This is a genomic window from Mesorhizobium sp. B2-8-1, assembly GCF_006440955.1.
Lineage (GTDB): Bacteria > Pseudomonadota > Alphaproteobacteria > Rhizobiales > Rhizobiaceae > Mesorhizobium.
Genome location: NZ_VFTX01000012.1, coordinates 72,320 through 93,813, shown reverse-complemented (window position 1 = coordinate 93,813; position 21,494 = coordinate 72,320). Strand labels below are relative to the sequence as shown.

Here is a 21,494-nt window from a genome sequence, read left to right as displayed (position 1 = left end):
CCGCAGCCATAATCGATTTGCCGGACAGCCGGCACCTGAAAGGGTGCCGGCATTCGCCAACCATTGCAGCTAGGCGTCCAGCCAGACGTTCTGGAGGTCCATTTCAAAAGTCTGGTGGACGCCGTAGTTCTTCACCTTCTTGCTCGTATGACTGTAGAGCTTCTGCCAGAACGGCTGGATGATGACGCCGGAATCCTGCAGGATCTGCTCGACATCCTTCATCACCTCCTTGCGCTTGGCGACGTCGATCAGCGATAGCGCCTGCTTGAGCTTGGCGTCGAAATCGGGATTCGAATACGCCGATTCATTCCAGGCCTCGCCGGTGCGATAGCCGAGCGCCAGCACCTGGACGCCGAGCGGGCGCATGTACCAGATCGTCATCGAATAGGGATATTTCGTCCAGTCGTTCCAGAACGTCGAGCCCGGCAGCACCGTCCGTTTCACCTTGATTCCGGCCTCGCGCAGCTGGCCCGCGATGGCATCGCCGGTGTTCTTCTGCCAATCGTCCTCGATGGTGATCAGCTCATGCTCGAAGTCGGCCTGACCCGCCTCCGCCATCAGCTTCTTGGCGCCAGCGGCATCACGCTCCTTCTTGGGCAGCGGGTAATACTCCGGATGGATGGGGCTGACATGGTGGTTTTCGCCGACCGTGCCGCGACCGCTGTAGCCAAGCTGCAGCACCGCGTTGTTGTCGACCGCCATCTGGAGCGCGTTGCGAACACGCTTGTCGTCGTAGGGTTTGTGCGTGACGTTGGTGCGCGCAACCAGGGTGGTCGCGGTCGCCACCTCCGATTTCTCCAGCCCCATCTTGTCGAGGATGTCGATAAAATCGGCGGGCGACTCGAAATTGAGGTCGATTTCGCCGGAATCGAAGGCATTCACCGTGGCGTTGAAGTCGGTGCCGTAGTCGATGAATTCGACGCCGTCGAGCGGAGCTTCGCCGCCCCACCATTTGCCGTTCTCGCGGCGCTTGACGACAGCCTTCTGGCCAACATCGTAAGAGACCAGCTCGAAGGGTCCGGTGCCGATCGGCTTCTTGATCGGATCGGCGCCATCGGCATCGAAATTGCGGTGGACGACGAGCGCCGGATAGTCGGTGAAGTTCGGGATCAGCGAAATGTCGGGCTCGGAGAGCTTCAGCTTGACCGTGTTGTCGTCGACCTTGGTGATCGCGCCGTCCCTCGCCTTGCCGGTCTTGGCGTCGATCAGCGCGCCGACACGCGCGGCCATGGAGTTGCCGGCGACGCCCTTCTCGCACCAGCGCGTCAGATTGTGCACCACATCATCGGCGTTGAAGACATCGCCATTGTTCCAGGTGACGCCCTTGCGCACATGCAGCGTATATTCGGTGGCGTCGTCGTTGATGTCCCAGCTTTCGAGCAGCACCGGCTCGAAGGTGAACTGCCTGGTATAGCGCACAAGCGGCTCCAGCCAGGTGCGCGAGATGTTGGCAAGCTCAACCCAGTCATAGGTGCGCGGATCCTTCTGCGCCTTCACCGACATCGAGACACGCAGCGTTCCGCCCTTCTTCGGCTCCTCGGCCAAGGCGTTCGTCGGCGCGGCAAGGCCGATCATGCCATAGGCCAGAGCCGTCGATGCCCCGAAGGCGCTTGCCAACGCCAGGAATTCGCGCCGATCGAACCGACCCGCACGCGCCTCGTTGGCCATCTCCTCTATGGCGCTTGGAACACGATCACCATTGCTTTTGAAAAGCGTCATTTTTTCCTCCCTTGTGGTTCCCGTCAGATCTTCGTCCCGTCAGCTAACGCTGTCCGGCAATTTCTCCTCGCGCAGCGCGATAAAATCCCTGAGACCGTCGGCGATGCCCACATCGAGCTTCGGCTCCTCATAATCGGCCAGCATGTTACGCGCTTTCTCCCGGCCGCGCGTGTCGTGGTCCTTCGCCCCTTCGGCCTTCCACTGTTCATAGGAATTGAAATCCATGATGCTGGGCATGAAGAAGGCCCGCTCGAAATGCTCAAGCGTGTGCTGGGTGCCGAGAAAATGGCCCTGCGGCCCCACCTCGCGGATGGCGGCCATCGCTTCCTTGAAATCGTCGAACGGCAGCCCGCCGGCATATTTGTACCAGCCGACGAGCTGTTCGCAATCGGTCGCGAACTTCGAATAGCCGCAGGTGAGACCCGCCTCGAGCCATCCGGCCGAGTGCCAGATGTAGTTGGCTCCGGCAAGGATGGCGGCATGCATGAGCATGTTCGCCTCGTAGCCGGCCTGGGCATCGTTCAGCTTCGAGCCGACATGGAAGCCGGACGTGCGCCACGGCAGCCCGTATTTCCGCGCCAGCGCGCCCATCAGATACATCATCTGCGCGGCCTCCGGCGTGCCGCCCATCGGAGCGCCGGTCTTCATGTCGACCGTGACCATAAACTGGCCGTAGATTTGAGGCGAGCCGGGACGCAGGAGCTGGGTGAACGCTACACCGGCAAGCGCCTCGGCATTGACCTGCGCCACCGCGCCCACGGCCGAGGCCGAGGTCGAGGCGCCGCAGAGCGCGAAGGGCGCCAGGATCAGCGGCTGATTGTGACGGGCATAGACCTTCATCGCATCCAGCATGGTGGCATCCCATACCAGCGGTGAATTGCAGTTGGTGATCGACACCAGCACAGGGTTGTCGCGCACGTAATCCTCACCGAACACGATGCCCGCCATCGCCATCGTGTCTTCCGCCCGATCCTTCGACGTCACGATGCCCATGAACGGCTTGTCGGAATGCTTCAGCGCCGAATGGATGATGTGGAGGTGACGCTTGGGCACCGCTATTTCCATCGGCTCGCAGATGATCGAGCTCGAGGAATGCAGGGCCGGCGCCATGTAGGCGAGCTTGTGGAAATTGTTGAGGTCGGCGAGCGTGCCGTAGCGCCTGACATTGTCGAGGTCACGCACATAAGGCGCGCCATACATCGGCACGAAGATGGAATTCTTTCCGCCCACGCGCACCGTACGCTCAGGGTTGCGCGCGTTGAGCGTGAACTCCGACGGCACCTTCGAGACGAGCTCCATCAGCAAGGCGCGGTCGATCCGCACTCTTGTCTCGGAGACGTCCGCGCCGGCGGCCTTCCACATTTCGATGGCCTCATCGTCGCGGAACTCGCATCCGACGTCCTCCAGGATGGCGAGCGATTCCTGGTGTATGAGTTCCACTGCCTCGTCCGGCACCATCTGATAGACGGGGATTTGGCGGACCAGTGTCGGAAACGACGTTACCGGAGCTCCCCGCAGCGCCTTGCGCCCCAGGCGGCCGCCGGCTCGACGATTGGCGTGTTCGGTCACAGCGGCCGGTGCGTTCATGGCAACTCCATTCCTCTTATACCTCGCAGCCTAGACGCACAAAACAGGAATGTGACGCTGGAAAATCCTGATCTCTTGTATAAGCTCTGCTTATGCGAAACCTGCGCCACCTCCTGCCCTCGGCCGGCAGCCTGATCGTCTTCGAGGCGGCGGGCCGCCTGTCGAGCTTCACCGCCGCGGGGCGAGAGCTCGGCATGACCCAGGCCGCCGTTTCCTACGCGGTGCGCGGGCTGGAGGAACAGCTCGGCGCCAAGCTGTTCCAGCGCCGTCACCGGCAGGTCAGCCTGACGGAGGCCGGCGAGCGTTTCCACGCCGACGTTTCGCTGGGCCTGTCCCACATCCGAAAGTCGGCGGAGGATCTGCGCCTGCAGGCGACCGGAGGCCACGTGACGCTTGCCGCCTCGACTGCGTTCGGCTCCTTCTGGATGATGCCGCGGCTGCAGCAGTTCCGCGACGAACTGCCGGGCATTGATCTGCGCATCCAGACCGCCGACCGCGACCTCGACATCATCGCAGAGGGGATCCCGCTTGCCGTGCGCGGCGGCGAACCGAGGGACTGGCAGGACTATCATTCGCTGCCGCTTGCCGACGAAGAGATCTTTCCCGTCGCCGGCACCAGCTACGCGGCGAAGTTCGGCCTGCCCAAATCGGTCGCGGAACTGGCCACGCACCGTCTCATCCATCTTGAGGAGCCCTATCGGGAGGCGGCGAGCTGGAATGAGTGGTTCGAATCGGCCGGCGCCCGTCTCGGCGATACCGCGCGCGGCCTGCGCATCAACGATTACGGGCTGGTAATCCAGGGCGTCATGGAAGGGCAAGGCATCGCGCTCGGCTGGCGCCACCTTGCCGAGCGGATGCTCGCGACGGGACTGTTGGTGCCGGTGACGGACCATGTGCTCAAGACCGGCAAGGCGTTCTATGTCATCTGGCCGAGGAACCGGGAGCTTAGCGAGAATGCCCGCAAGGTACGGGATTGGCTGGCAGCGCAAGCGTGAGGTCGTTCACTGTTTTCACCGTACTTCACCCTCGCCCGCTCGGCACGAATCCGCCTATACTGTCACCATGCCCATACGCCAGCTTTCCGAAACGATGATCAACCAGATCGCCGCCGGCGAAGTCATCGAGCGTCCGGCAAGCGTGGTGAAGGAACTGGTCGAGAACGCGCTTGATGCCGGTGCGGGAAAGGTCGAGGTCGTCACATCAGGCGGCGGGTTGAACCTGATCCGTGTCACCGATGACGGCTTCGGCATCCCCGAACAGGAGCTTTCGCTGGCGATCGCACGCCATTGCACCTCCAAGCTTGCCGAAGACATCCACGACATCCGCTCGCTCGGCTTTCGCGGCGAGGCGCTGCCGTCGATCGGCTCGGTGTCGCGGCTGTCGATCCGCTCGCGCACGGCGGCAAGCGACAGCGCCGCCGAGATCGGCATCGAGGGCGGCAGGATCTCGCCCGTCAGGCCGGCGGCGGCCAATCGCGGCACCACCGTGGAGGTGCGCGACCTTTTCTTCGCCACCCCGGCAAGGCTGAAATTCATGAAAGGCGAGCGCGCCGAAAGCTCGGCGACCAGCGACGTGGTCAAGCGCATCGCGATCGCCTTTCCGACCGTTCGCTTCACGCTCAGCGGTTCCGACCGCTCGAGGCTTGAATTGCCGGCGACCGATGACAGCGCGGACGGACGCCTGCGCCGCATCGCCCAGGTGATGGGGGCCGAGTTTCCCGACAATTCCATTGCCATCGATGCGATGCGCGAAGGCGTGCATCTGACCGGCCATGTATCGATCCCGTCCTTCACCCGCGCAAACGCGCTGCAGCAATATGCCTATGTCAATGGCCGGCCAGTGCGCGACAAGCTGATCGCCGGCGCTATCAGAGGCGCCTTCGCCGACGTCCTGCCACGCGACCGCCATGCGGTCACGGTGCTTTTCCTGACACTCGACCCGGCGATCGTCGACGTCAATGTCCACCCAGCCAAGGCCGATGTCCGCTTCCGCGACCCCGGCCTGGTGCGCGGGCTGATCGTCGGCGCCATCCGTCAGGCGCTTGCCGAAGCCGGCATCCGCGCCGCCACTTCCGGTGCCGCCGGCATGATGGCGGCGTTCCGGCCGGGAGCGGCGTCATACGCCCATGGCGGCCCGGCCAATGGTCACCGCAGCTACGAAGCGGCCTACCGCGCCTCGGGTTCTGCCGGTTTCGACCACGCACGCTCGCCGCAACGACCACTCGACATGGAGTTCCAGGGTTCAGGATTCGAACGAAACGGCGGGTTCGGCGAAAACGAGCAGGCGGCGTTCGATGCCGGCCCGATCGCCAGCGCCGACGCCCGGGCAGGACAGGGCGAAGCGGCGGAGACGCTGCTTGGCACGGTGCTCGGTGCGGCACGCGCGCAGGTGCATGAGAACTACATCGTCGCCCAGACCAGGGACTCACTTGTCATCGTCGACCAGCATGCCGCGCATGAGCGGCTGGTCTACGAGGCGTTGAAGAACGCGCTGCACGCGCGCGCCGTGCCGTCGCAGATGCTGCTTCTGCCGGAGATCGTCGACCTGCCTGAAGAGGATGCCGAACGGCTCGCCACGCATTCCGAAACGCTCGCCCGCTTCGGGCTCGGCATCGAGCGTTTCGGGCCGGGCGCCGTGGCCGTGCGCGAGACACCGTCGATGCTGGGCGAGACCAACGTCCAGCAATTGGTGCGCGACCTCGCCGACGAGATCGCCGACAACGACACCGTCGACACGCTGAAGGAAAGGCTGGACAAAATCGCGGCGACCATGGCCTGCCATGGTTCGGTGCGTTCCGGCCGCCTGCTCAAGGCCGAGGAGATGAACGCGCTGCTGCGCCAGATGGAGGCCACGCCCGGCTCCGGCACCTGCAACCACGGTCGCCCGACCTATATCGAACTCAAGCTGGCGGACATCGAGAGGCTGTTCGGGCGGCGGTGAAGGCTGCCTGCGAGGTTTGCCGGTGCAGCCCCCACCCCGCTGCTTCGCAGCGACCCTCCCCACAAGGGGGAGGGTGAGGAAGCGCCCTGCCCATCTACAGGAAAGCACTTTTATGAGGACGCGGAAAAGCGGAGTTCCCTACCTCCCCCTTGTGGGGAGGTCGGACCGAAGGTCCGGGCGGGGGTCCGAAAAGAGCCGCTTCCAAGCGGCTCTTTTCGAATCAAGAAGTGACCCCAACTCCCTGGTTCACCTCTTCAAATTCACTACGATGACGCCCCCTAGCGCCAGCGCGCCGCCAAGCAGGCCGAGCAGCATCGGGACTTCGCCCAGCCAGAAGAAGCCGATCAGGGCGGACATGGGAGAGACCAGATAAAGGAAGTTCGAGGCACGCGCCGCAGGCAAGCGCGAAAGCGCCGTCGCCCAGGCGGCATAGGCGATCAGGCTCGGCACGACGCCGAGATAGATGACCGCCCCCAGCCCCGCCATATCGGCGACCGCCGCCTGCGAAAAAGCTGCCGGCAGGAAGGGCGCCAGGCAGAGCGCGCCGAGCACCATATTCGAGGCCGCGATGGTCAGTGGATGGTGGCGGGCGAACAGCGGCTTCTGCACGATGGTGTTGACGGCCGAACAGAGCGCTGATCCCAGCACCAGAAGCGCACCCGTGTCGAAATGCAGGCCCTGTCCGTCGGCCATGGCGATAATGCCGATGCCGCTGAAGGAAATGGCGGTGCCGACCCAGGCCATCGTCGAGAATCGTTCGCCGAGCAGCGCCATCGCCATGATGGCGGTGAAGATCGGGCTGACATTGATGATGAATCCGGCAGCACCGGCCGAAACCGTCAGTTCGCCGAAATTGAGCATGGCGGTGTAGAGCGCGACGAAAACGGCGCCGCCAAAGGCCAGGCGCCACAACTCGCCTATGCGCGGCAGCGTCGGCCGCCTGACAGCAAGGAAGATCGCCGCAGGTACCGCGGCGATGGCAAAGCGCAGGGCGCCGAGTTCGAGCGGCCCGAACGCGGCGAGGCCAGCCCGGATCGCCGGAAAGGCCGAGGCCCAGCCAATCACCGTCAGCGCCACCGCTACGGCCGCGGTGGTGTCCATCCGCTGTGCTGGATTCAACGTGCTCGTCATCGCCCTCATCTCATCGTCCTCCCGTTCTTTCGCCTCTCGATGGGGAGAAAACGCTTTTTCGGACCAATTGACAAACGACCAAATCGAGGGTCAGCTGTGACTATGGATCACAGCTTAGACGACATCTTGCCGCTCGAGACACTGCGCGCCTTCGATGCAGCGGCACGCACGGGGAGTTTTTCGGCAGCCGCGCAGAGGCTCAATCTCACCCATGGCGCTATCAGCCGGCAGATCGCCAAGCTGGAGGGCTGGCTTGGCCTGAAGGTTTTCGAACGCGGGGCGCGCGGCGTGACGCTGACGAACGAAGGCAATCGCCTGCATCTCAGGACCACCGAAGCCTTCGCGTTGATCTCGGTCAATTCGGACCGCTGGGTTGAACCGCGCGGCACCGCAGTGGTGCGGCTGGCCTCGATCCCCTCGGTAAGCGGCCTATGGCTGATGCCACGCATGGCGGCGCTTGAGAATGATCCCACCCGCCTGCGCATCGTGCTGGATGTCGATAACCGCCAGGCCGATCTCGCCGATGAAGGCATCGATCTGTCGGTGCGCTGCGGACGCGGCCGCATCCCGGGCCGCGTTTCGATGCAGTTGTTCGAGGAGTATCTGTTTCCGATCGCCTCGCCGAGCCTCGCGCCTGAGATCGGTGGCGGCGACCCGGCCCGGCTGCTCAAATTCCCGCTGATCAACGATTCCGACGCATCCGGCTGGCGCGCCTGGTTCGCCGCGCGGGACATGGATTACCGGCCGCGCCCGCAGGATCGCCGCTTCGAAGACTACAATCTGGTGCTCGATGCCGCGGCGCACAGCCTGGGCATCGCCCTGGCGCGCCCGCCGCTCACCGAACACCAGATACGGTCGGGGCGCGTCGTGGCCGTCGACGACCGCGTTGTGCTCAATCCCGTCTCCTACTGGCTAGATCGTCCCGCCGGGAGGCCCCGCGCCGCTGCCGCCGACCTGTCGCGCCGCATCGCGGCGCAGGCCGGTGTGTCGGCGGAAAAGATCGAACACTTCATCGAAGCCGACACGTAGGTTTCAGAGCAGTTCACCGTTTCACGGAAACGGCGAACCGCTCTATGTCTTTGTTTTGCGCAATTCCATAGGGAAAGCGCTACGCGCTTTTCCCGGGAAAACCGTACACACTTGCTTTAGCGAATGGCCAACCAGACAAATGCAATGAGCGCGGCAACCAGCAGGCCCGTTGCGATGGGGCCGATGCCGACCGCGCCTTGTTCGCGATTCCCCGGTGCGGCTCCCTTTGGTTGGCCGGTCATGCGCCCCGGCACCACATTGTCGGCTGACGCCTTTTGCACGACGAATACCCGCGGCGAGATGAACGCCGGCCACGAGAGCGGCGCGGGCCGGGCAGCGCCGCCGTCTTCGGCTCTTGTGACGGCCACTGGCACGCCGCGCTGAGCCTCGTCGCCTGGCGACGTCTGCTTGCGCGCCGCAATCTCGGAAACGGCCTTTCCGGCGGTGTCCATATCCGGCTCCATCGCCGCCTGATAGGCCCGTACGATCTGCGGTGCGGCCAATTGCTGCGACGTCTCGGCCGACGCGGGCGGCAGGGCCGCCAGCGCTTCCAAGGGCGGTTGCGGGCGCAAGGCCGGCAGCGGCGGTTGCATGGCCATCTTGACCAGCGCTGCCTTGAGCGCATCGGGTTTCGCCGACGGCACCGCCTGCGGCGTCATCGCCTCCTTGAGCAAGGAAGCCAGCCGAGCGGAAGAAATGTCCATCATGTCCCCACCAATGGTACTCTTCGGCTCATCAAATAGGATATCAGCATTGCCTCGAGCTTGTCCCATGCTTGACCTTGCCGGCAATTTGTGGCGATGAACTCGGCATGAAGCTCGGCACCAAAGCATGATGAACCGTTTCGAAGGCCCCGGCGGCAAGGAAGCCCGTATTCGCTATCTCGACGGCGACTTCCAGGTGACGAGCCCGGGCGCGTTCGTGCGCTGCGCGGTGACCGGCGAAAGCATTCCGCTCGACGAGCTGAAGTACTGGAGCGTTGAGAGGCAGGAGCCCTACATCAACGCCGCGGCCTCATTGCGCCGCGAGATCGAGGCGCATCCGGAATTGCGCAAGCGAAGCTGAGCAAATCCCGGAATGCGCAGCCGTTTCTGTCCGCCGTTGCGTAAAAACCAAGAAGCAGAGCGGGTCGGCGATTCCATCGAAGGCTGAACGCCTTAGCCCTTAAGCTTAAGCTTACGCTGGCGCCAGGCATCGAGCGTCTCCTCGATGATACGTTCGGGAACGTGGTCGAGTTCGAAGACCGCGTCGATTTCCAGCACGTCGAGACGATCGAGAAAGTCCTTCGAAGCGCCGTGGCGCAGCCGGGCGGCATCCTTGGCGGTGGTGATGAGGCCGAGCCCTTCGGCGCGCGCGGTGGCCGCCAGTTCAGCAAGCTCATCCTCGGCGTAGAAATGATGATCCGGAAACGGCCGCTTCAAAGCCACCTCGCCGCCGGCCTCCCCTACCGTGTCGAAGAATTTCTCGGGGTGGCCGATGCCGGCGAAGGCAAGATAACGTTTGCCGGCGAGGCGCTCCTTGCCGCTCGGCTCGGTGTGAGCCTCGAAGATCGGCCGGCCGGCGCGCGCCGCCTGGCGCACCACCGCGTCGGCGGCGGTGCCGTCACCCATCTTCAGCAACCCGCTGGTGAAGACCAGCTGATCGACGACCCTGGCCCTGAGCGGTCCGCCCGGGATGACACGGCCGTTGCCAATGCCGTAGCGCGCGTCGACGACGACCAGCGCATAGTCGATATGGATGCGCGCGCTCTGGAAACCGTCATCCATGATCAGGAAATCGCAGCCATGGTTTTCCATGAGCAGCCGTGCTCCGGCAGCGCGGTGCGGCGTCACTGCCACGGGCGCGTGTTCGGCCAGCAGCAGCGGCTCGTCACCGACATGCCTGGCGCTGTCGTGTTTGATGTCGACGACATGCGGCTCGGCGAAGGAGCCCCCATGGCCGCGCGAGAGGAAACCGGGTTTGAGCCGCATGCGCCTGGCGTGTTCGGCCATGGCGATCGCCACCGGCGTCTTGCCCGTCCCGCCGACGGTGAAATTGCCGATGCACAGAACCGGCGCTTCGATCTTCTCGCGCCTGGCCCGCCGCATGCCACGGCCGGCGACGAATGCATAGGCGGCCGACAGCGGCGACAGCGCGAAAACGCGCCAGTCCGGCTCCTCCCACCAGAACGGCGGTGCTTCGGAGGCCATTTTACCGCCCGTTCGCGCCCTTCAGGCGCGCCTTGACGACCAGCGGCTGGATATAGGGCTCAAGCGACTTCAGCGTGCGCGCCAGCGCGCCGCGCATCTCATCGACGGTCGCGGCGCCGGCCGCCATCATCTCATGGCGCGCGACTTCGTTGGTGAGCAGGAAGTTGACCGCACCGGCCAGCATGTCGCGGTCGCGCACCAGCTTGGCGCCGCCGCTGTCGAGCAGGCGCTGGTAGGCCTCGCGGAAATTCTGCACGTTGCGTCCGGCAAGGACCGCCGTCTCGAGCATGGCTGGCTCGAGCGGGTTCTGGCCGCCTTCAGAGGTGAGCGAACGGCCGACAAAGGCGATCTCGGTCATCCTGAGATAGAGTCCCATCTCGCCGATCGTATCGCCGAGCAGGATGTCGACATCGGGCCCGATCCTGTCGGCCTTGCTGCGCCGCGCTACCTTGAGGCCCATGCCGGAAATCTGCTCGGCCAGGGCCCCGGCGCGGTCGGGATGGCGCGGGACGACGATCGTCAGCAGGCCGTGGTGACGCTTGTGCAGCATCGCATGAACCTCGGCGGCAACCACTTCCTCGCCGTCATGGGTCGAGATCGCCGCCCAGGTCGGACGGCCGCCAATCTGCCGCTGCAAGGTGGCCAGCGCCCGTTCGTCGACGGGCGGCGGGTTGGTGTCGACCTTGAGATTGCCGGAAACGGTTACCGGCCGGGCGCCGAGCGCGCGGAAACGCTCGCCGTCGACATCGGACTGGGCAACGACATGGGCAAGGTTCTCGAACAGCGCCTCGGCGATGTTGGGGCGCTTCTTCCAGGACGTGAAGGAGCGGTCGGACAGCCTGCCATTGACCAGAACCTGCGGCACGTGGCGGGCGCCAAGCTCGAGAATCGTCATCGGCCAGATCTCCGATTCGGCGATGATCGCCAGATCCGGCTTCCAGTGGTCGAGGAAACGGCTGACCGCCGGCTTGAGGTCGAGCGGCACATACTGGTGGATGATGCGGTCGCCCAATCTCTCGTCGGCGACCTTGGCCGACGTTACGGTGCCGGTCGTCAGCACGATATTGACGCCGTAGTCGAGTATGCTCTCGACCAGGGGAACGACAGCTATGGTTTCGCCGACGCTCGCGGCGTGGATCCAGATAACAGGCCCATCGGGGCGAGGCCGGCCGGCGACGCCGTAGCGTTCGCGGCGGCGGTTGCGGTCTTCCTTGCCGCGCGAGGTGCGCCAGGCAACATAGGGTCCGACCAGCGGATAGGCGACAGCGCCCGCCAAACGATATGCCGTCAGCATGGTACGCGCCCAGCGACCGCTCATCGCGGGGCATCCACGAGACGGTAGGCCTCGGCGGTCGCGGCATTGAGCGAGGCCGTCACTTCGAGGCGCTTGCGCTCCATCTCGGCGTCATCGGCATTGGCCGGCACGAAAACCGGTGTACCGATGATGATGGACGAGCGGCCGAACGGCAGGTTGATGGTCGTCTTGTCCCAGCTCTTCTCCAGCACCTTGCGGCGGCTGGTGGCAATGGCCGCCGGCAGGATCGGCCGGCCGGAGAGCCGCGCCAGGAGCACGATGCCAAGCCCCGCATCGCGCGGCGTGCCATGGGGGATGTCAGCGATCATGGCGACGTTCTTGCCGGCGACGAGCGACTTTTTCAGGGCGATCAGTGCCTTGGCGCCGCCCTTGTCGAGATGTTTGGCATTATCGCGCCCGCCGGAGCCGCGTACGGCCTCGATGCCGAATCTCTCGATCATCAGGGCGTTGAGTTCGGCATCGGCACTGCGCGACACCATGGCGACGAGCGGCCTGCCCTTGGGGTAGTAGGCCGGCGTCAACAGATGCTGGCCGTGCCAGAGCGCAATGATGCCGGGCTCGAACTGGGCATAGGCACCGCCGGTCAATTTCGCCGAGCCGTCGACGACGCGGTTGGTCAGGCGCACCAGCCGAACGAACTGCGCCAGCAGGCCGACGATGATGTTCTTGACGAATCGCGACTGCGCCAGCGGCTTGCGGATCCTGCGCCAGAAGGCCTTGGTGGCGCGGCTGCGGCCCCTGCCCGTCGGCGTAGCCTGGCCGGGCGGCGCTTTCGCCAGATCATTATCCATCGAAGTCAACCGACAGCCTTGTGGTCGGGGTCCAGGAGCCGATGCAGGTGCACGACGAAATAACGCATATGGGCATTGTCCACGCTGGCCTGCGCCTTGGCTTTCCATGCCGTATGGGCGGATTGATAGTCGGGATAGATGCCGACGATGTCGAGCGCGTCAAGATCGCGGAATTCGGTGCCGCCAAGCTTCTTCAGTTCGCCGCCGAACACCAGGTGCAAAAGCTGTTTCTTTCCGTCTTCCGCGGCCATTTCGGTCCTTCACATATTGTGAGTTTGTGACAGGTCTAGACCAAAGCCGCCGACTTTGGAACCTTCGATAATGCTTTCAATCATCCAGTCCGGCAATGACGCCCACGAGCACCGCCAGCAGTTCACCGCTGCCGGCGGCGAGCGCGCCGTGGCGGGTCACCTCGCCGGCATAGAGCGGCGCGCGGCCATGCGGGTCGAGCAACTGGCCGCCCGCCTCGCGCAGGATAAGGTCGGCGGCGGCGATATCCCAGTCGTGCGCGTTCGGCTTTACGAAAGTGGCATCGAGCGTGCCGTTGGCGATCATTGCCAGGCGATAGGCAAGCGAAGGGCTGTAGGGCGCCCGCTTCAGCCGTTCCTGCCAGCCGGCCGGTATCCTGTCGAGCAACTGCTTCAATCCGGAAATTTCGGCCTTGTCGCCGGGCTGGCGCACCGCGATGCGCCTGCCGTTACGGAAGGCGCCCTGACCAGGCAGCGCCCAGTAAGTCTCGTTAAGCGCCGGACACTCGAGCACGCCGGCAAGCGAACGGCCATGCTCCACGACGGCGACGCTGACACACCAGGTGCGCTGGCCTTCCAGGAAGCCGCGGGTGCCGTCGATCGGATCGACGACAAAGGTTCGGCGCGCCGAAAGCCGCACTGGATCGTCGACCGTCTCCTCGGAGAGCCAGCCATAATCCGGTCGCGCCGCAAGCAGGGTCTGGCGCAAATACGCATCGGCGGCGTGATCGGCCTCGCTGACCGGCGACGTGCCGCCTTTCATCCAGACTTGCGGACTGTTGCCGAAGTAGCGCATCGCGATGGCACCCGCCTCGCGGGCAGCATCGCGCAGCAGCGGCAGATCCTCCGTGGCGCCGGTCGTGGTCAGATCATGCTCCGGCAAGGGTCATGCCTTCGATCAGCAACGTGGGGGCGGCGGTGCCGAAATTGCGATCGAGATCGCTTGCCGGCACCATGTTTAGGAACATCGTCTTCAAATTGGAGGCGATCGTGACTTCGGCGACGGGATAGGCAAGCTGGCCGTTGTCGATCCAGAACCCGGATGCGCCGCGGCTGTATTCGCCGGTCACCATGTCGACACCTTGCCCGAACACCTCGGTGACGTAGAAGCCCGTCTTGAGCGAGGCGATCAGTTCTTCCGGCGAGCGCTCGCCCGGCTCGATGGCAAGATTGGTCGAAGACGGCGAGACGGACGAGCCGCTGCGCGAACCGCGTCCATTGGTAACGAGACCCAGTTCCCGCGCCGCCGAGGTCGACAGGAACCAGTGGTTGAGCACACCGTTCTCGATCATCAAAAGCTTGTCGCCTTCAACGCCTTCGCCGTCGAACGGACGCGAGGCCTGGCCGCGCCGCCTCAGCGGCTCGTCGGTGACGGTAATGGCCGATGCAGCCACCTTTTTGCCCATCATGTCGCGCAGGAACGACGTCTTGCGCGCGACGGCAGCGCCGTTGATGGCGCCCGCGAGATGGCCGGCAATGCCGCGCGCCACGCGCGGATCGAACACCACGTCGACCGGTCCGGTCGCGGCCTTGCGCGCGCCGAGCCGGCGCACGGCGCGTTCCCCGGCCTTGCGGCCTATGTCTTCCGGCGCATCCAGGTCGGCAAAATGCTGGCGCGAGGAGAATTCATAATCGCGCTCCATGCCGGTACCCTCGCCGGCGATGACGCTCGTGGAGCGCGAGAAGCGCGAGGCGACATAATGGCCGAGGAAGCCGTGCGAGGTGGCCAATACCAGCCCTCCGAGCCCGGCGCTGGCATTGCTGCCCGCCGAATTGGTCACGCCTTTGACGGCCAGAGCCGCCGCTTCCGCGGCCAGTGCCGCTTCCTTCAACTGGTCGGCCGATACTTCTGTTGCATCGAACAGGTCGAGATCGCGCGTCTGCCTGGCCAGCAGCGCCGGATCCGCGAGGCCCTGGTTGGGATCTTCGGGAGAGACCCTGGCCATGGCGACGGCACGTTCGGCAAGCGCCTTCGGATCGGACGCGGCAGTCGCGGAAACACTTGCCACCCGCTGGCCGACAAAGACACGCAGCGAAACGTCGTCGCCTTCCGACGCCTCGGTGTTTTCGACCTTGCCCAGCCGCACCGACACACCGGTCGAGCGGCCACGCACCGCGACGGCATCCGCGGCATCGGCGCCAGCTTTTTTGGCAGCCTCGACCAGGGCCGCGACGCGGTCGGTCAATCTTGATGCGTCCGATATATCGCTCATGCGCGTGATCCTGCTGTTGCGGCTGGCCCGAGAGCCGCCGTCCCCCATCTATTGTTCCGGTCCGGCTTGTGCAATGGCACAAGCTTCAATCAAAATGCATCGGTTCAGCCGCCCATCGCGAAGCGCGGCACCGCATCGCCAGCACGGAGCATTTCCAATGACGCCTTTCCATCTTGCCTTCCCGGTCCGTGATCTCGATGAAACACGCGCTTTCTATGGCGAGGTGCTGGGTTGCGCCATCGGCCGCTCTTCGGAGACCTGGGTCGATTTCGACCTGTTCGGCCACCAGATGTCGGCGCATCTGCGGCCACCGGCCGCGCCGGCTGCCAGCGACGGCAAGGTCGACGGCATGGCGGTGCCGATCCCGCATTTCGGCGCCGTGCTTTTGATGGATGACTGGCAGCGGCTTGCCGCGCGGCTGGAAGCACGCGCCGACATAGACTGGCTGGAGCGGCCGATGATCCGCTTCAAGGGAGAGCCCGGCGAACAGGCGACGCTGTTCATCCGCGATCCCTCGGGCAACGCGCTGGAATTCAAGGGCTTTCGTTCGCTGGAGCAGATTTTCGCGCATTGACATGGTGCAAGCCGTGGCGCGCGGACTCAGGACCCGGCAACAGGCGTCCAGATCACATCCTCGATTTTTTGCGCGCCCGTGGCCAGCATCGCCAGCCTGTCGAAGCCGAGCGCGATGCCGCTGGCCTGTGGCATGACCGCGAGTGCCGCGAGAAAATCCTCGTCCAGCGGATAGCGCTCGCCATAGACGCGCTCTTTCTCGTCCATTTCCATGATGAAGCGCCGGCGCTGCTCCTCGGCGTCCGTCAACTCGCCGAAGCCGTTGGCAAGTTCGACGCCGCAGCAATAGAGCTCGAAGCGCTCGGCGACGCGGGGGTCGCGTGGGCTCGGTCGCGCCAGAGCCGCCTCGGCGACCGGGTACTCGCAAAGGATGGTCGCGCGGCCGATTCCGAGATTGGGCTCGATCTTCTCCACCATCACCCGGCTGAACAGGTCGGCCCAGCCGTCGTCGGGCGCGGTACGCAGGCCGGCACCGGTCAGGGCCTGATGGAGCGAATCGCGGTCGGTGATGCCGTCGGCGCTGACCGTCGCAAGCAGATCGATCCCGGCATGGTGCGCGAAGGCGTCCGCCACCGTCAGCCGCTCCGGCTCCGCGAAAGGATCGCAGTCGCGGCCGCGAAAGCTGAAGCGCGTGGCCCCTGCCCTTGTCGCGGCCAGCGCCAGCAGATCCGCGCAATCCCGCATCAGGCTCTCATAGGTTTCGCCGACCCTGTACCATTCGAGCATGGTGAATTCGGGATGGTGCAAAGGGCCACGCTCGCGGTTGCGATAGACCGGGCCGAAGCTGAAGATCCTGGTCTCGCCGGCAGCGAGCAGCTTCTTGCAGGCGAATTCCGGCGACGTGTGCAGATAGAGCGGCTTGCGCTGCCCGTCCGGCGCGACCGCCTCGGTTGCGAAGGCCGCCAGATGCGCCTCGTTGCCGGGCGATATCTGCAGGGCCGATGCCTGCACCTCGATGAAATCGCGACGGGCGAACCAGTCGCGCAAGGCGGCGGCAAGGCCGTTGCGCAGCATCAGGCGCGAACGGCGATCGGCATGCACATGCGGCGTCCACCAGGGCGAAGCGGCGGTCATGGGCGGTTTGAAGGCGCGCTGGTTCGCGTTGGGGGCTGGCGGTTCGCGCCGAGATGCGCTAGGCCCCCATCCAGCGCCGCGCAAGCCGGCAAACGCCCGTCAACTCTCGCAGGATAAAAAACCGTGGTGAAAGTCATCGCCAGTTCGCTCCGCAAAGGCAATGTCGTCGACAAGGACGGCAAGCTTTATGTGATCCTCTTTGCCGAAAACATCCACCCAGGCAAGGGCACGCCCGTGACGCAGCTCGACATGCGCCGCATCGGCGACGGGGTGAAGGTTTCGGAACGCTACCGCACCACCGAACAGGTGGAGCGCGCCTATGTCGAGGAGCGCGAGCACACCTTCCTCTACGCCGACGGCGAAGGCTATCACTTCATGAACCCCGAGACCTACGACCAGGTGGCGGTGTCGGAAGCCGTCGTCGGCGATGCCGCCCCCTATTTGCAGGAAGGTATGCCGGTTCAGGTCTCGCAGTTCAACGGCATCGCCATCTCCCTGGTGCTGCCGCAGCGGGCCACCTTCGAAGTGGTCGAGACCGAGCCCACGACCAAGGGCCAGACGGCGTCCTCTTCCTACAAGCCCGCCCTGCTCTCCAACGGCGTGCGCACCGCCGTGCCGCCGCATATCGCGCCAGGCACCCGCGTGGTGGTGATGACGGCCGATGGGTCCTATGTGGAGCGCGCGAAGGACTGAGGCGAACTCTTACGTCTACCCGGAAGCCAGCGCCGCCTCACTGTTTGAAACAGTGTTCGCGATGCCATTGCAGGAAGCGAGGATGTGGGCGCTCGACCTGCCGACGGGGTGGAAGCGCGCGGCGGCTCCTGTTTATGAATCCCTGCACACTCTCCAGGTCGTTAACCTGCCTTGATACCAGTATTTCCAGATCATCGGACAGGCTGATCAATCCGCGATCGAACATCCAATGCGCTGTGCCGGATAGCGCGATGCCATTGTTGACGATGTCGGGTCCGTTCTTTTCAACCGGTCGAATGTGGGCGGCAGAAACTTCCGCCCGGCCGCCGCCATTTATCAACTTGAGACCTGAGATCGCGCAACGCTCGTCATAGGCGCGCAAGACAACGCGACGAAAAATGCGATCCCGCACAATTCGCGATCCGATATAGCTTACACGACTACGGCCCTCCTCGAACTGGAATGGAGCCTTTTCGTCCTGAAACCCGGATGAAATGCCGATCTGATCCACACGTGGCAGCAACGGCTCATGGTCGTCAAAGCCCAGATCGATAATGCGATTGAAGTCGCTTGGACTGATTGGTCGGACGGCCGATTGGGCGCGACCAGAAATCCTTCCTTGGTCGTTAAGCAGGCCGCGTTCAACGAGACCATCCGTCCCATTGAAGGGAACAGGAGTGGCCAAATCGAGGTAGGTTCCCGGCTCAATCAGAGCCAGATACATACCAGGCGCTACTGGATCTGGGAGAACCTGCTGGACCTTGGCTACGGCGAAATAGCCACGGGTATCGTCTACTTTGCTAGGTTCGTAGTAGATGATCCAGTCACCGACGCATGCTTCCACACGACGCAGATACTGGCTAGGAAACTGATATCGCTCAGCGGGACTGTCATCGTAGATCGAATCTGACCGGTGAATGAAGACCCCGAATCCCATTATCTTCCTGCAGCTTGGGGGATATCCGTGGAGATGTAGCACCAAAACTCGATCTTGGGAGCTTACTCTACCTTGAGAAACTCCCCTCTCCGATAAACTTCCCCGGATTTTTACAGAGCTGTCGCAAATGGCTCGCGCAGTTCGTCCTTTGGGTGAAGAAGGAGAACGCCAATGAGAAAGCTTATCGTCACCGAATTCATCAGCGTCGATGGCATCGCCGAAGTCGAGAAACTGCCTGGCGTGACCTGGAACGACGAGATGAACAGGTTCAAGGAGGACGAGCTGGCTGACAGCGGCGCCATGCTTTTGGGACGCACAACCTACGAGATTTTCGCCGGCTCGTGGCCGAGCGAAACCGGAGACTTCGCCGACCGGTTCAACGCGCTGCCGAAATACGTCGCGTCCAGCAGTTTGAAGGTGCTCGACTGGAAACCGGCCGAGCTGCTCAGGGGGCCGCTGCCGGAGGCGGTCAGGACACTGAAGCTAGGTAGCGGCGGCAACATCTATGTGCATGGCAGCCTCAACGTCGCGCAGGAACTGTTGCGCCATGGTCTGGTCGACCGCGTCAGGCTGCTGAGCTACCCCGGCACCGTTGGCCAAGGCAAAAAGCTGTTTCCGGCCGGCGATCCGGTGTCGTTTGAGTTGATTTCCGCCAAGCCATTCAGCAATGGGGTGGTGGCGCTGGAGTATGCGCCGGTGCTGGCGAAATCGTAATCGGTTAGAGTGCCCTTCTTCCAGAGAGGACTGGAGGGCGCCTGGCTTTCGGGATCAAAACTATAGCGGTGACGTGAGGCAACGTGTGGACCTCGCGTCACCCGGTCTGCTTTCCCCGTCTTTGCTCGACAGCAGCACTTTCCCTAGCCTCCACAACCCTCTCCACCTCGCGCTTCAGCTGGTCCTTGATATCCGCCGTCTCGGTCATCAGGACCTCGATCTTGAGGAAGTCGAGCACGCGGTATTTGGACACCGCCGGGCGGATCAGGATGTCGGGCTGGCACTGCTTCAGCTTGTTGGCGATGATCGACTGCATCATCAATTGAGTGGCGCCGAACATCAGGTCGACGGAGGTCGGCCGCCTGTGGTCGGCCTCTTCCGGCGCGCCGACCACGTCGACGCCTATGATGATGTCGGCATCATCCTCGATCAGGTCGAAGGGCACAGGGTTGTAGATGCCGCCGTCGATCAGCAGCCGGCCGTCGCGCATCACCGGGCGGAACACGGCAGGAATGGCCGCTGAAGCCGCTAGCGCCGAATGCAGGTCGCCTTCGGCGAACACGGCCAGCTTGTGGCCGAAATAGTCCGTCGCCGTCACCTTCAGCGGGATTTTCAGCTCGGCGAAGGTTTCGGGAATGGCTTCGGGCAGGAAGGCCTTGAGGATGCGCTCGACATTGAACTGGCTGACGCGGATGCCGGCCTGCATGGCCTCGGCGATGGTGCCGGGCCGCGCCCGCCACATGCGGCTCGCCACCTCGGCGCGGCGGCCGAGGATCGAGCGGGCATAATCATGGATGTCCTTGCCGGTCATGCCGGAGGCCATGCCGGCGCCCATGATGGCGCCGATGGACGAGCCGGCGATTGCGACCGGCCTGATGCCCAGCTCGTCCAGCGCCTCGATGACATGGATATGCGCCAGACCGCGCGCGCCGCCGCCGCCAAAGGCGATGCCGAAGGTGAGGTTCATCCCTTGTTGGCTCCGGCCAAGGGCGGTCCGACGACCATGATGGTCGGCTCGGCCGACAAAAGCTTCTTCGCCGCGGCCTTGACCTGGTCGAGTGTCACCGCGTTGATGAGGCCGGTGCGGCGCTGAATGTAATCGACGCCGAGGTCGTCGAGCTGCAGCTCGACCAGGGTCGCGGCGATGGCGCTGGAGGAGTCCAGGTTGTTGATGGCGTAGGCGCCGATCATGTATTTCTTGGTCGCCGCCAGTTCCGCGTCGGTCGGGCCGTCCTCGGCAAGCCGCTTGACCACGTCCCGCACGATGCCAAGGGTTTCGGCGGCCCGGTCCGATCGTGTGCCGGTGGTGACGATCAGAGCGTCGGCATGGTCCTGGTTGATGAGCGAGGAATTGACGCTGTAGGCCAGCCCGCGCTTCTCGCGCACCTCTTGGAACAGGCGCGAGGTGAAGGTGCCGCCGCCGAGAATCTCGTTCATCAGAACCGCAGGGAAGAAATCCGCCGCCTTGCGCTTCACGCCAGGCCAGGCAAGCTGAAGCGAGGTCTGCGGTAGGTCGTAGTCGACCTCGATATGCCGCGCCAGATTCGGCTCGACGTCGGCAACCGGCGCGAGCGCCTGGTTCTGCGGCAGCCCGCCGAACACCATGTCCAGTTTCTTCTTCAGCGTTTCCGGGTCGATGGCGCCGACCACCGCGACATGCAGCCCGCTCCGCGCGAAGACGGCCTTGTGCAGCGCCTTCAGATCGTCCCGCGTGATGGCGGCGATGCTCTGCCTGGTGCCCTGATCGGAGCGCGAATAAGGATGATCGCCATAGAGCGCGCGCGCCCATCTGTCCTGCGCGATCGTGTCGGGGTCGTTCTCTCCGGCGATGATGCCGGACAGGATCTGAGCGCCGATGCGATCGATCGGCGCCTGGTCGAAACGCGGCTCGTTGACCGCCAGCCGCAGCAGGTCGAACGCCTCGTCGCGCTGCTCGGCCAACATGCGCATGGAACCGTAGATGCCGTCGCGGGTCTCCTCGAAGCTCATCTCGGCGCCGGCGTCGTCGAGCTTCACCTGGAAGGCGTCGCTGTCCAGAGGGCCTGCGCCTTCGTCGAACAGACCGGTCATCAGATTGGCCAGCCCTTCCTTGCCCGGCGGATCCTGCGTCGAGCCGCCCCCAAAGACGAAACGGATGGCCACCATCGGCACCGAATAGTCTTCGACCAGCCAGGCGGTGACGCCCTTGGGCGAGGTGACCTGCTGGATGTCCATGGCGCGGGCGGCAAGCGCCGGCAGGACCAGGAAGAAGATGGAAAGGAGCAAAGTGACAAGCGCTGCGCGTGCCCTCCCTTCTCCCCGTTTGGGAGACGGGAAAGAGCCGTGTTGCTCGCTCTTCATC

The 21,494-nt window shown here is 64.2% G+C and carries 21 protein-coding genes; 7 read left to right on the top strand and 14 right to left on the bottom strand.

Features of this window, described 5'->3' with window-relative positions; genetic code table 11:
* Window positions 1–69: 69 nt before the first annotated feature.
* Window positions 70–1,719 carry an ABC transporter substrate-binding protein gene (locus FJ428_RS26185; RefSeq protein WP_140631470.1) on the bottom strand — a complete coding sequence of 550 codons (1,650 nt, stop codon included), beginning with the start codon at window positions 1,717–1,719 and terminating at the stop codon, window positions 70–72.
* Between the two features lie 39 nt (window positions 1,720–1,758).
* Window positions 1,759–3,306 (bottom strand): trimethylamine methyltransferase family protein, encoded by a 1,548-nt coding sequence (locus FJ428_RS26180; RefSeq protein ID WP_140515574.1) that lies wholly within the window; start codon window positions 3,304–3,306, stop codon window positions 1,759–1,761.
* Window positions 3,307–3,398: 92 nt separating this feature from the next.
* Between FJ428_RS26180 and FJ428_RS26175 the strand changes: the two genes are divergently transcribed.
* Window positions 3,399–4,301, top strand: a complete 903-nt coding sequence (locus FJ428_RS26175) for a LysR substrate-binding domain-containing protein (protein WP_140557078.1) — start codon at window positions 3,399–3,401, stop codon at window positions 4,299–4,301.
* A 67-nt stretch (window positions 4,302–4,368) separates the two neighbouring features.
* Complete coding sequence (mutL, locus tag FJ428_RS26170; RefSeq protein WP_140880517.1) at window positions 4,369–6,246, top strand: DNA mismatch repair endonuclease MutL; 1,878 nt, start codon at window positions 4,369–4,371, stop codon at window positions 6,244–6,246.
* Window positions 6,247–6,492: 246 nt separating this feature from the next.
* On the opposite strand, the gene FJ428_RS26165 is transcribed toward mutL, so the two are convergent.
* Complete coding sequence (locus FJ428_RS26165; protein WP_140521678.1) at window positions 6,493–7,386, bottom strand: EamA family transporter; 894 nt, start codon at window positions 7,384–7,386, stop codon at window positions 6,493–6,495.
* Between the two features lie 93 nt (window positions 7,387–7,479).
* On the opposite strand from FJ428_RS26165, the gene FJ428_RS26160 reads away from it, so the two are divergent.
* Complete coding sequence (locus tag FJ428_RS26160) at window positions 7,480–8,406, top strand: LysR family transcriptional regulator (protein ID WP_140521676.1); 927 nt, start codon at window positions 7,480–7,482, stop codon at window positions 8,404–8,406.
* A gap of 116 nt (window positions 8,407–8,522) precedes the next feature.
* Here the strand turns inward: FJ428_RS26160 and FJ428_RS26155 are convergent, their stop codons facing one another.
* The gene (locus tag FJ428_RS26155; RefSeq protein ID WP_140880479.1) at window positions 8,523–9,113 is read right to left on the bottom strand and encodes a hypothetical protein; all 591 of its coding nucleotides are present in this window, start codon (window positions 9,111–9,113) and stop codon (window positions 8,523–8,525) included.
* A 124-nt stretch (window positions 9,114–9,237) separates the two neighbouring features.
* On the opposite strand from FJ428_RS26155, the gene FJ428_RS26150 reads away from it, so the two are divergent.
* The gene (locus FJ428_RS26150; protein WP_140494196.1) at window positions 9,238–9,471 is read left to right on the top strand and encodes a DUF2093 domain-containing protein; all 234 of its coding nucleotides are present in this window, start codon (window positions 9,238–9,240) and stop codon (window positions 9,469–9,471) included.
* Window positions 9,472–9,563: 92 nt separating this feature from the next.
* On the opposite strand, the gene lpxK is transcribed toward FJ428_RS26150, so the two are convergent.
* From lpxK to FJ428_RS26120, 6 genes are all read right to left on the bottom strand, one after another.
* Window positions 9,564–10,595 (bottom strand): tetraacyldisaccharide 4'-kinase, encoded by a 1,032-nt coding sequence (gene lpxK / locus FJ428_RS26145; protein WP_140880478.1) that lies wholly within the window; start codon window positions 10,593–10,595, stop codon window positions 9,564–9,566.
* Between the two features lies 1 nt (window position 10,596).
* Complete coding sequence (gene waaA, locus FJ428_RS26140; RefSeq protein WP_140494199.1) at window positions 10,597–11,913, bottom strand: lipid IV(A) 3-deoxy-D-manno-octulosonic acid transferase; 1,317 nt, start codon at window positions 11,911–11,913, stop codon at window positions 10,597–10,599.
* Window positions 11,910–12,701 carry a lysophospholipid acyltransferase family protein gene (locus FJ428_RS26135; protein ID WP_140521674.1) on the bottom strand — a complete coding sequence of 264 codons (792 nt, stop codon included), beginning with the start codon at window positions 12,699–12,701 and terminating at the stop codon, window positions 11,910–11,912. The genes waaA and FJ428_RS26135 overlap by 4 nt, the downstream gene beginning before the upstream one ends.
* A 5-nt stretch (window positions 12,702–12,706) precedes the next feature.
* Window positions 12,707–12,952, bottom strand: coding sequence for a DUF4170 domain-containing protein (locus FJ428_RS26130; RefSeq protein ID WP_140494203.1), 246 nt, complete (start codon window positions 12,950–12,952; stop codon window positions 12,707–12,709).
* Window positions 12,953–13,028: 76 nt separating this feature from the next.
* Window positions 13,029–13,832, bottom strand: coding sequence for a 3'(2'),5'-bisphosphate nucleotidase CysQ (locus FJ428_RS26125; RefSeq protein WP_140521672.1), 804 nt, complete (start codon window positions 13,830–13,832; stop codon window positions 13,029–13,031).
* Window positions 13,819–15,162, bottom strand: coding sequence for a TldD/PmbA family protein (locus tag FJ428_RS26120; RefSeq protein ID WP_140494207.1), 1,344 nt, complete (start codon window positions 15,160–15,162; stop codon window positions 13,819–13,821). The genes FJ428_RS26125 and FJ428_RS26120 overlap by 14 nt, the downstream gene beginning before the upstream one ends.
* A gap of 157 nt (window positions 15,163–15,319) precedes the next feature.
* Between FJ428_RS26120 and FJ428_RS26115 the strand changes: the two genes are divergently transcribed.
* Window positions 15,320–15,736 carry a VOC family protein gene (locus FJ428_RS26115; RefSeq protein ID WP_140494209.1) on the top strand — a complete coding sequence of 139 codons (417 nt, stop codon included), beginning with the start codon at window positions 15,320–15,322 and terminating at the stop codon, window positions 15,734–15,736.
* A gap of 26 nt (window positions 15,737–15,762) precedes the next feature.
* Here FJ428_RS26115 and epmA read toward each other — a convergent pair whose 3' ends face one another.
* Window positions 15,763–16,809 (bottom strand): EF-P lysine aminoacylase EpmA, encoded by a 1,047-nt coding sequence (gene epmA, locus FJ428_RS26110; RefSeq protein ID WP_140560524.1) that lies wholly within the window; start codon window positions 16,807–16,809, stop codon window positions 15,763–15,765.
* 123 nt (window positions 16,810–16,932) lie between these two features.
* Between epmA and efp the strand changes: the two genes are divergently transcribed.
* A complete protein-coding gene (gene efp / locus FJ428_RS26105; RefSeq protein WP_140494213.1) occupies window positions 16,933–17,502 on the top strand; it encodes an elongation factor P in 570 nt (189 codons plus the stop codon).
* Between the two features lie 37 nt (window positions 17,503–17,539).
* Here the strand turns inward: efp and FJ428_RS26100 are convergent, their stop codons facing one another.
* A complete protein-coding gene (locus FJ428_RS26100; RefSeq protein WP_140515558.1) occupies window positions 17,540–18,439 on the bottom strand; it encodes an HNH endonuclease in 900 nt (299 codons plus the stop codon).
* Window positions 18,440–18,610: 171 nt separating this feature from the next.
* On the opposite strand from FJ428_RS26100, the gene FJ428_RS26095 reads away from it, so the two are divergent.
* A complete protein-coding gene (locus tag FJ428_RS26095; RefSeq protein ID WP_140880477.1) occupies window positions 18,611–19,153 on the top strand; it encodes a dihydrofolate reductase family protein in 543 nt (180 codons plus the stop codon).
* A 97-nt stretch (window positions 19,154–19,250) separates the two neighbouring features.
* Here the strand turns inward: FJ428_RS26095 and FJ428_RS26090 are convergent, their stop codons facing one another.
* Together FJ428_RS26090 and FJ428_RS26085 are read right to left on the bottom strand one after the other, a co-directional pair.
* Window positions 19,251–20,120, bottom strand: coding sequence for a patatin-like phospholipase family protein (locus FJ428_RS26090; protein WP_140521662.1), 870 nt, complete (start codon window positions 20,118–20,120; stop codon window positions 19,251–19,253).
* Window positions 20,117–21,493, bottom strand: a complete 1,377-nt coding sequence (locus FJ428_RS26085; protein ID WP_181167395.1) for a pitrilysin family protein — start codon at window positions 21,491–21,493, stop codon at window positions 20,117–20,119. Before FJ428_RS26085 ends, FJ428_RS26090 begins: the two co-directional genes overlap by 4 nt.
* Window position 21,494 lies beyond the last annotated feature (1 nt).

What these genes read in the sequence shown, in the direction of transcription:
- FJ428_RS26185 (WP_140631470.1), bottom strand. Translation starts at nt 1,719, where the DNA reads ATGACGCTTTTCAAAAGCAATGGTGATCGTGTTCCAAGCGCCATAGAG.
- FJ428_RS26180 (WP_140515574.1), bottom strand. Translation starts at nt 3,306, where the DNA reads ATGAACGCACCGGCCGCTGTGACCGAACACGCCAATCGTCGAGCCGGC.
- FJ428_RS26175 (WP_140557078.1), top strand. Translation starts at nt 3,399, where the DNA reads ATGCGAAACCTGCGCCACCTCCTGCCCTCGGCCGGCAGCCTGATCGTC.
- mutL (WP_140880517.1), top strand. Translation starts at nt 4,369, where the DNA reads ATGCCCATACGCCAGCTTTCCGAAACGATGATCAACCAGATCGCCGCC.
- FJ428_RS26165 (WP_140521678.1), bottom strand. Translation starts at nt 7,386, where the DNA reads ATGAGGGCGATGACGAGCACGTTGAATCCAGCACAGCGGATGGACACC.
- FJ428_RS26160 (WP_140521676.1), top strand. Translation starts at nt 7,480, where the DNA reads ATGGATCACAGCTTAGACGACATCTTGCCGCTCGAGACACTGCGCGCC.
- FJ428_RS26155 (WP_140880479.1), bottom strand. Translation starts at nt 9,113, where the DNA reads ATGATGGACATTTCTTCCGCTCGGCTGGCTTCCTTGCTCAAGGAGGCG.
- FJ428_RS26150 (WP_140494196.1), top strand. Translation starts at nt 9,238, where the DNA reads ATGATGAACCGTTTCGAAGGCCCCGGCGGCAAGGAAGCCCGTATTCGC.
- lpxK (WP_140880478.1), bottom strand. Translation starts at nt 10,595, where the DNA reads ATGGCCTCCGAAGCACCGCCGTTCTGGTGGGAGGAGCCGGACTGGCGC.
- waaA (WP_140494199.1), bottom strand. Translation starts at nt 11,913, where the DNA reads ATGAGCGGTCGCTGGGCGCGTACCATGCTGACGGCATATCGTTTGGCG.
- FJ428_RS26135 (WP_140521674.1), bottom strand. Translation starts at nt 12,701, where the DNA reads ATGGATAATGATCTGGCGAAAGCGCCGCCCGGCCAGGCTACGCCGACG.
- FJ428_RS26130 (WP_140494203.1), bottom strand. Translation starts at nt 12,952, where the DNA reads ATGGCCGCGGAAGACGGAAAGAAACAGCTTTTGCACCTGGTGTTCGGC.
- FJ428_RS26120 (WP_140494207.1), bottom strand. Translation starts at nt 15,162, where the DNA reads ATGAGCGATATATCGGACGCATCAAGATTGACCGACCGCGTCGCGGCC.
- FJ428_RS26115 (WP_140494209.1), top strand. Translation starts at nt 15,320, where the DNA reads ATGACGCCTTTCCATCTTGCCTTCCCGGTCCGTGATCTCGATGAAACA.
- epmA (WP_140560524.1), bottom strand. Translation starts at nt 16,809, where the DNA reads ATGACCGCCGCTTCGCCCTGGTGGACGCCGCATGTGCATGCCGATCGC.
- FJ428_RS26100 (WP_140515558.1), bottom strand. Translation starts at nt 18,439, where the DNA reads ATGGGATTCGGGGTCTTCATTCACCGGTCAGATTCGATCTACGATGAC.
- FJ428_RS26095 (WP_140880477.1), top strand. Translation starts at nt 18,611, where the DNA reads ATGAGAAAGCTTATCGTCACCGAATTCATCAGCGTCGATGGCATCGCC.
- FJ428_RS26090 (WP_140521662.1), bottom strand. Translation starts at nt 20,120, where the DNA reads ATGAACCTCACCTTCGGCATCGCCTTTGGCGGCGGCGGCGCGCGCGGT.
- FJ428_RS26085 (WP_181167395.1), bottom strand. Translation starts at nt 21,493, where the DNA reads ATGAAGAGCGAGCAACACGGCTCTTTCCCGTCTCCCAAACGGGGAGAA.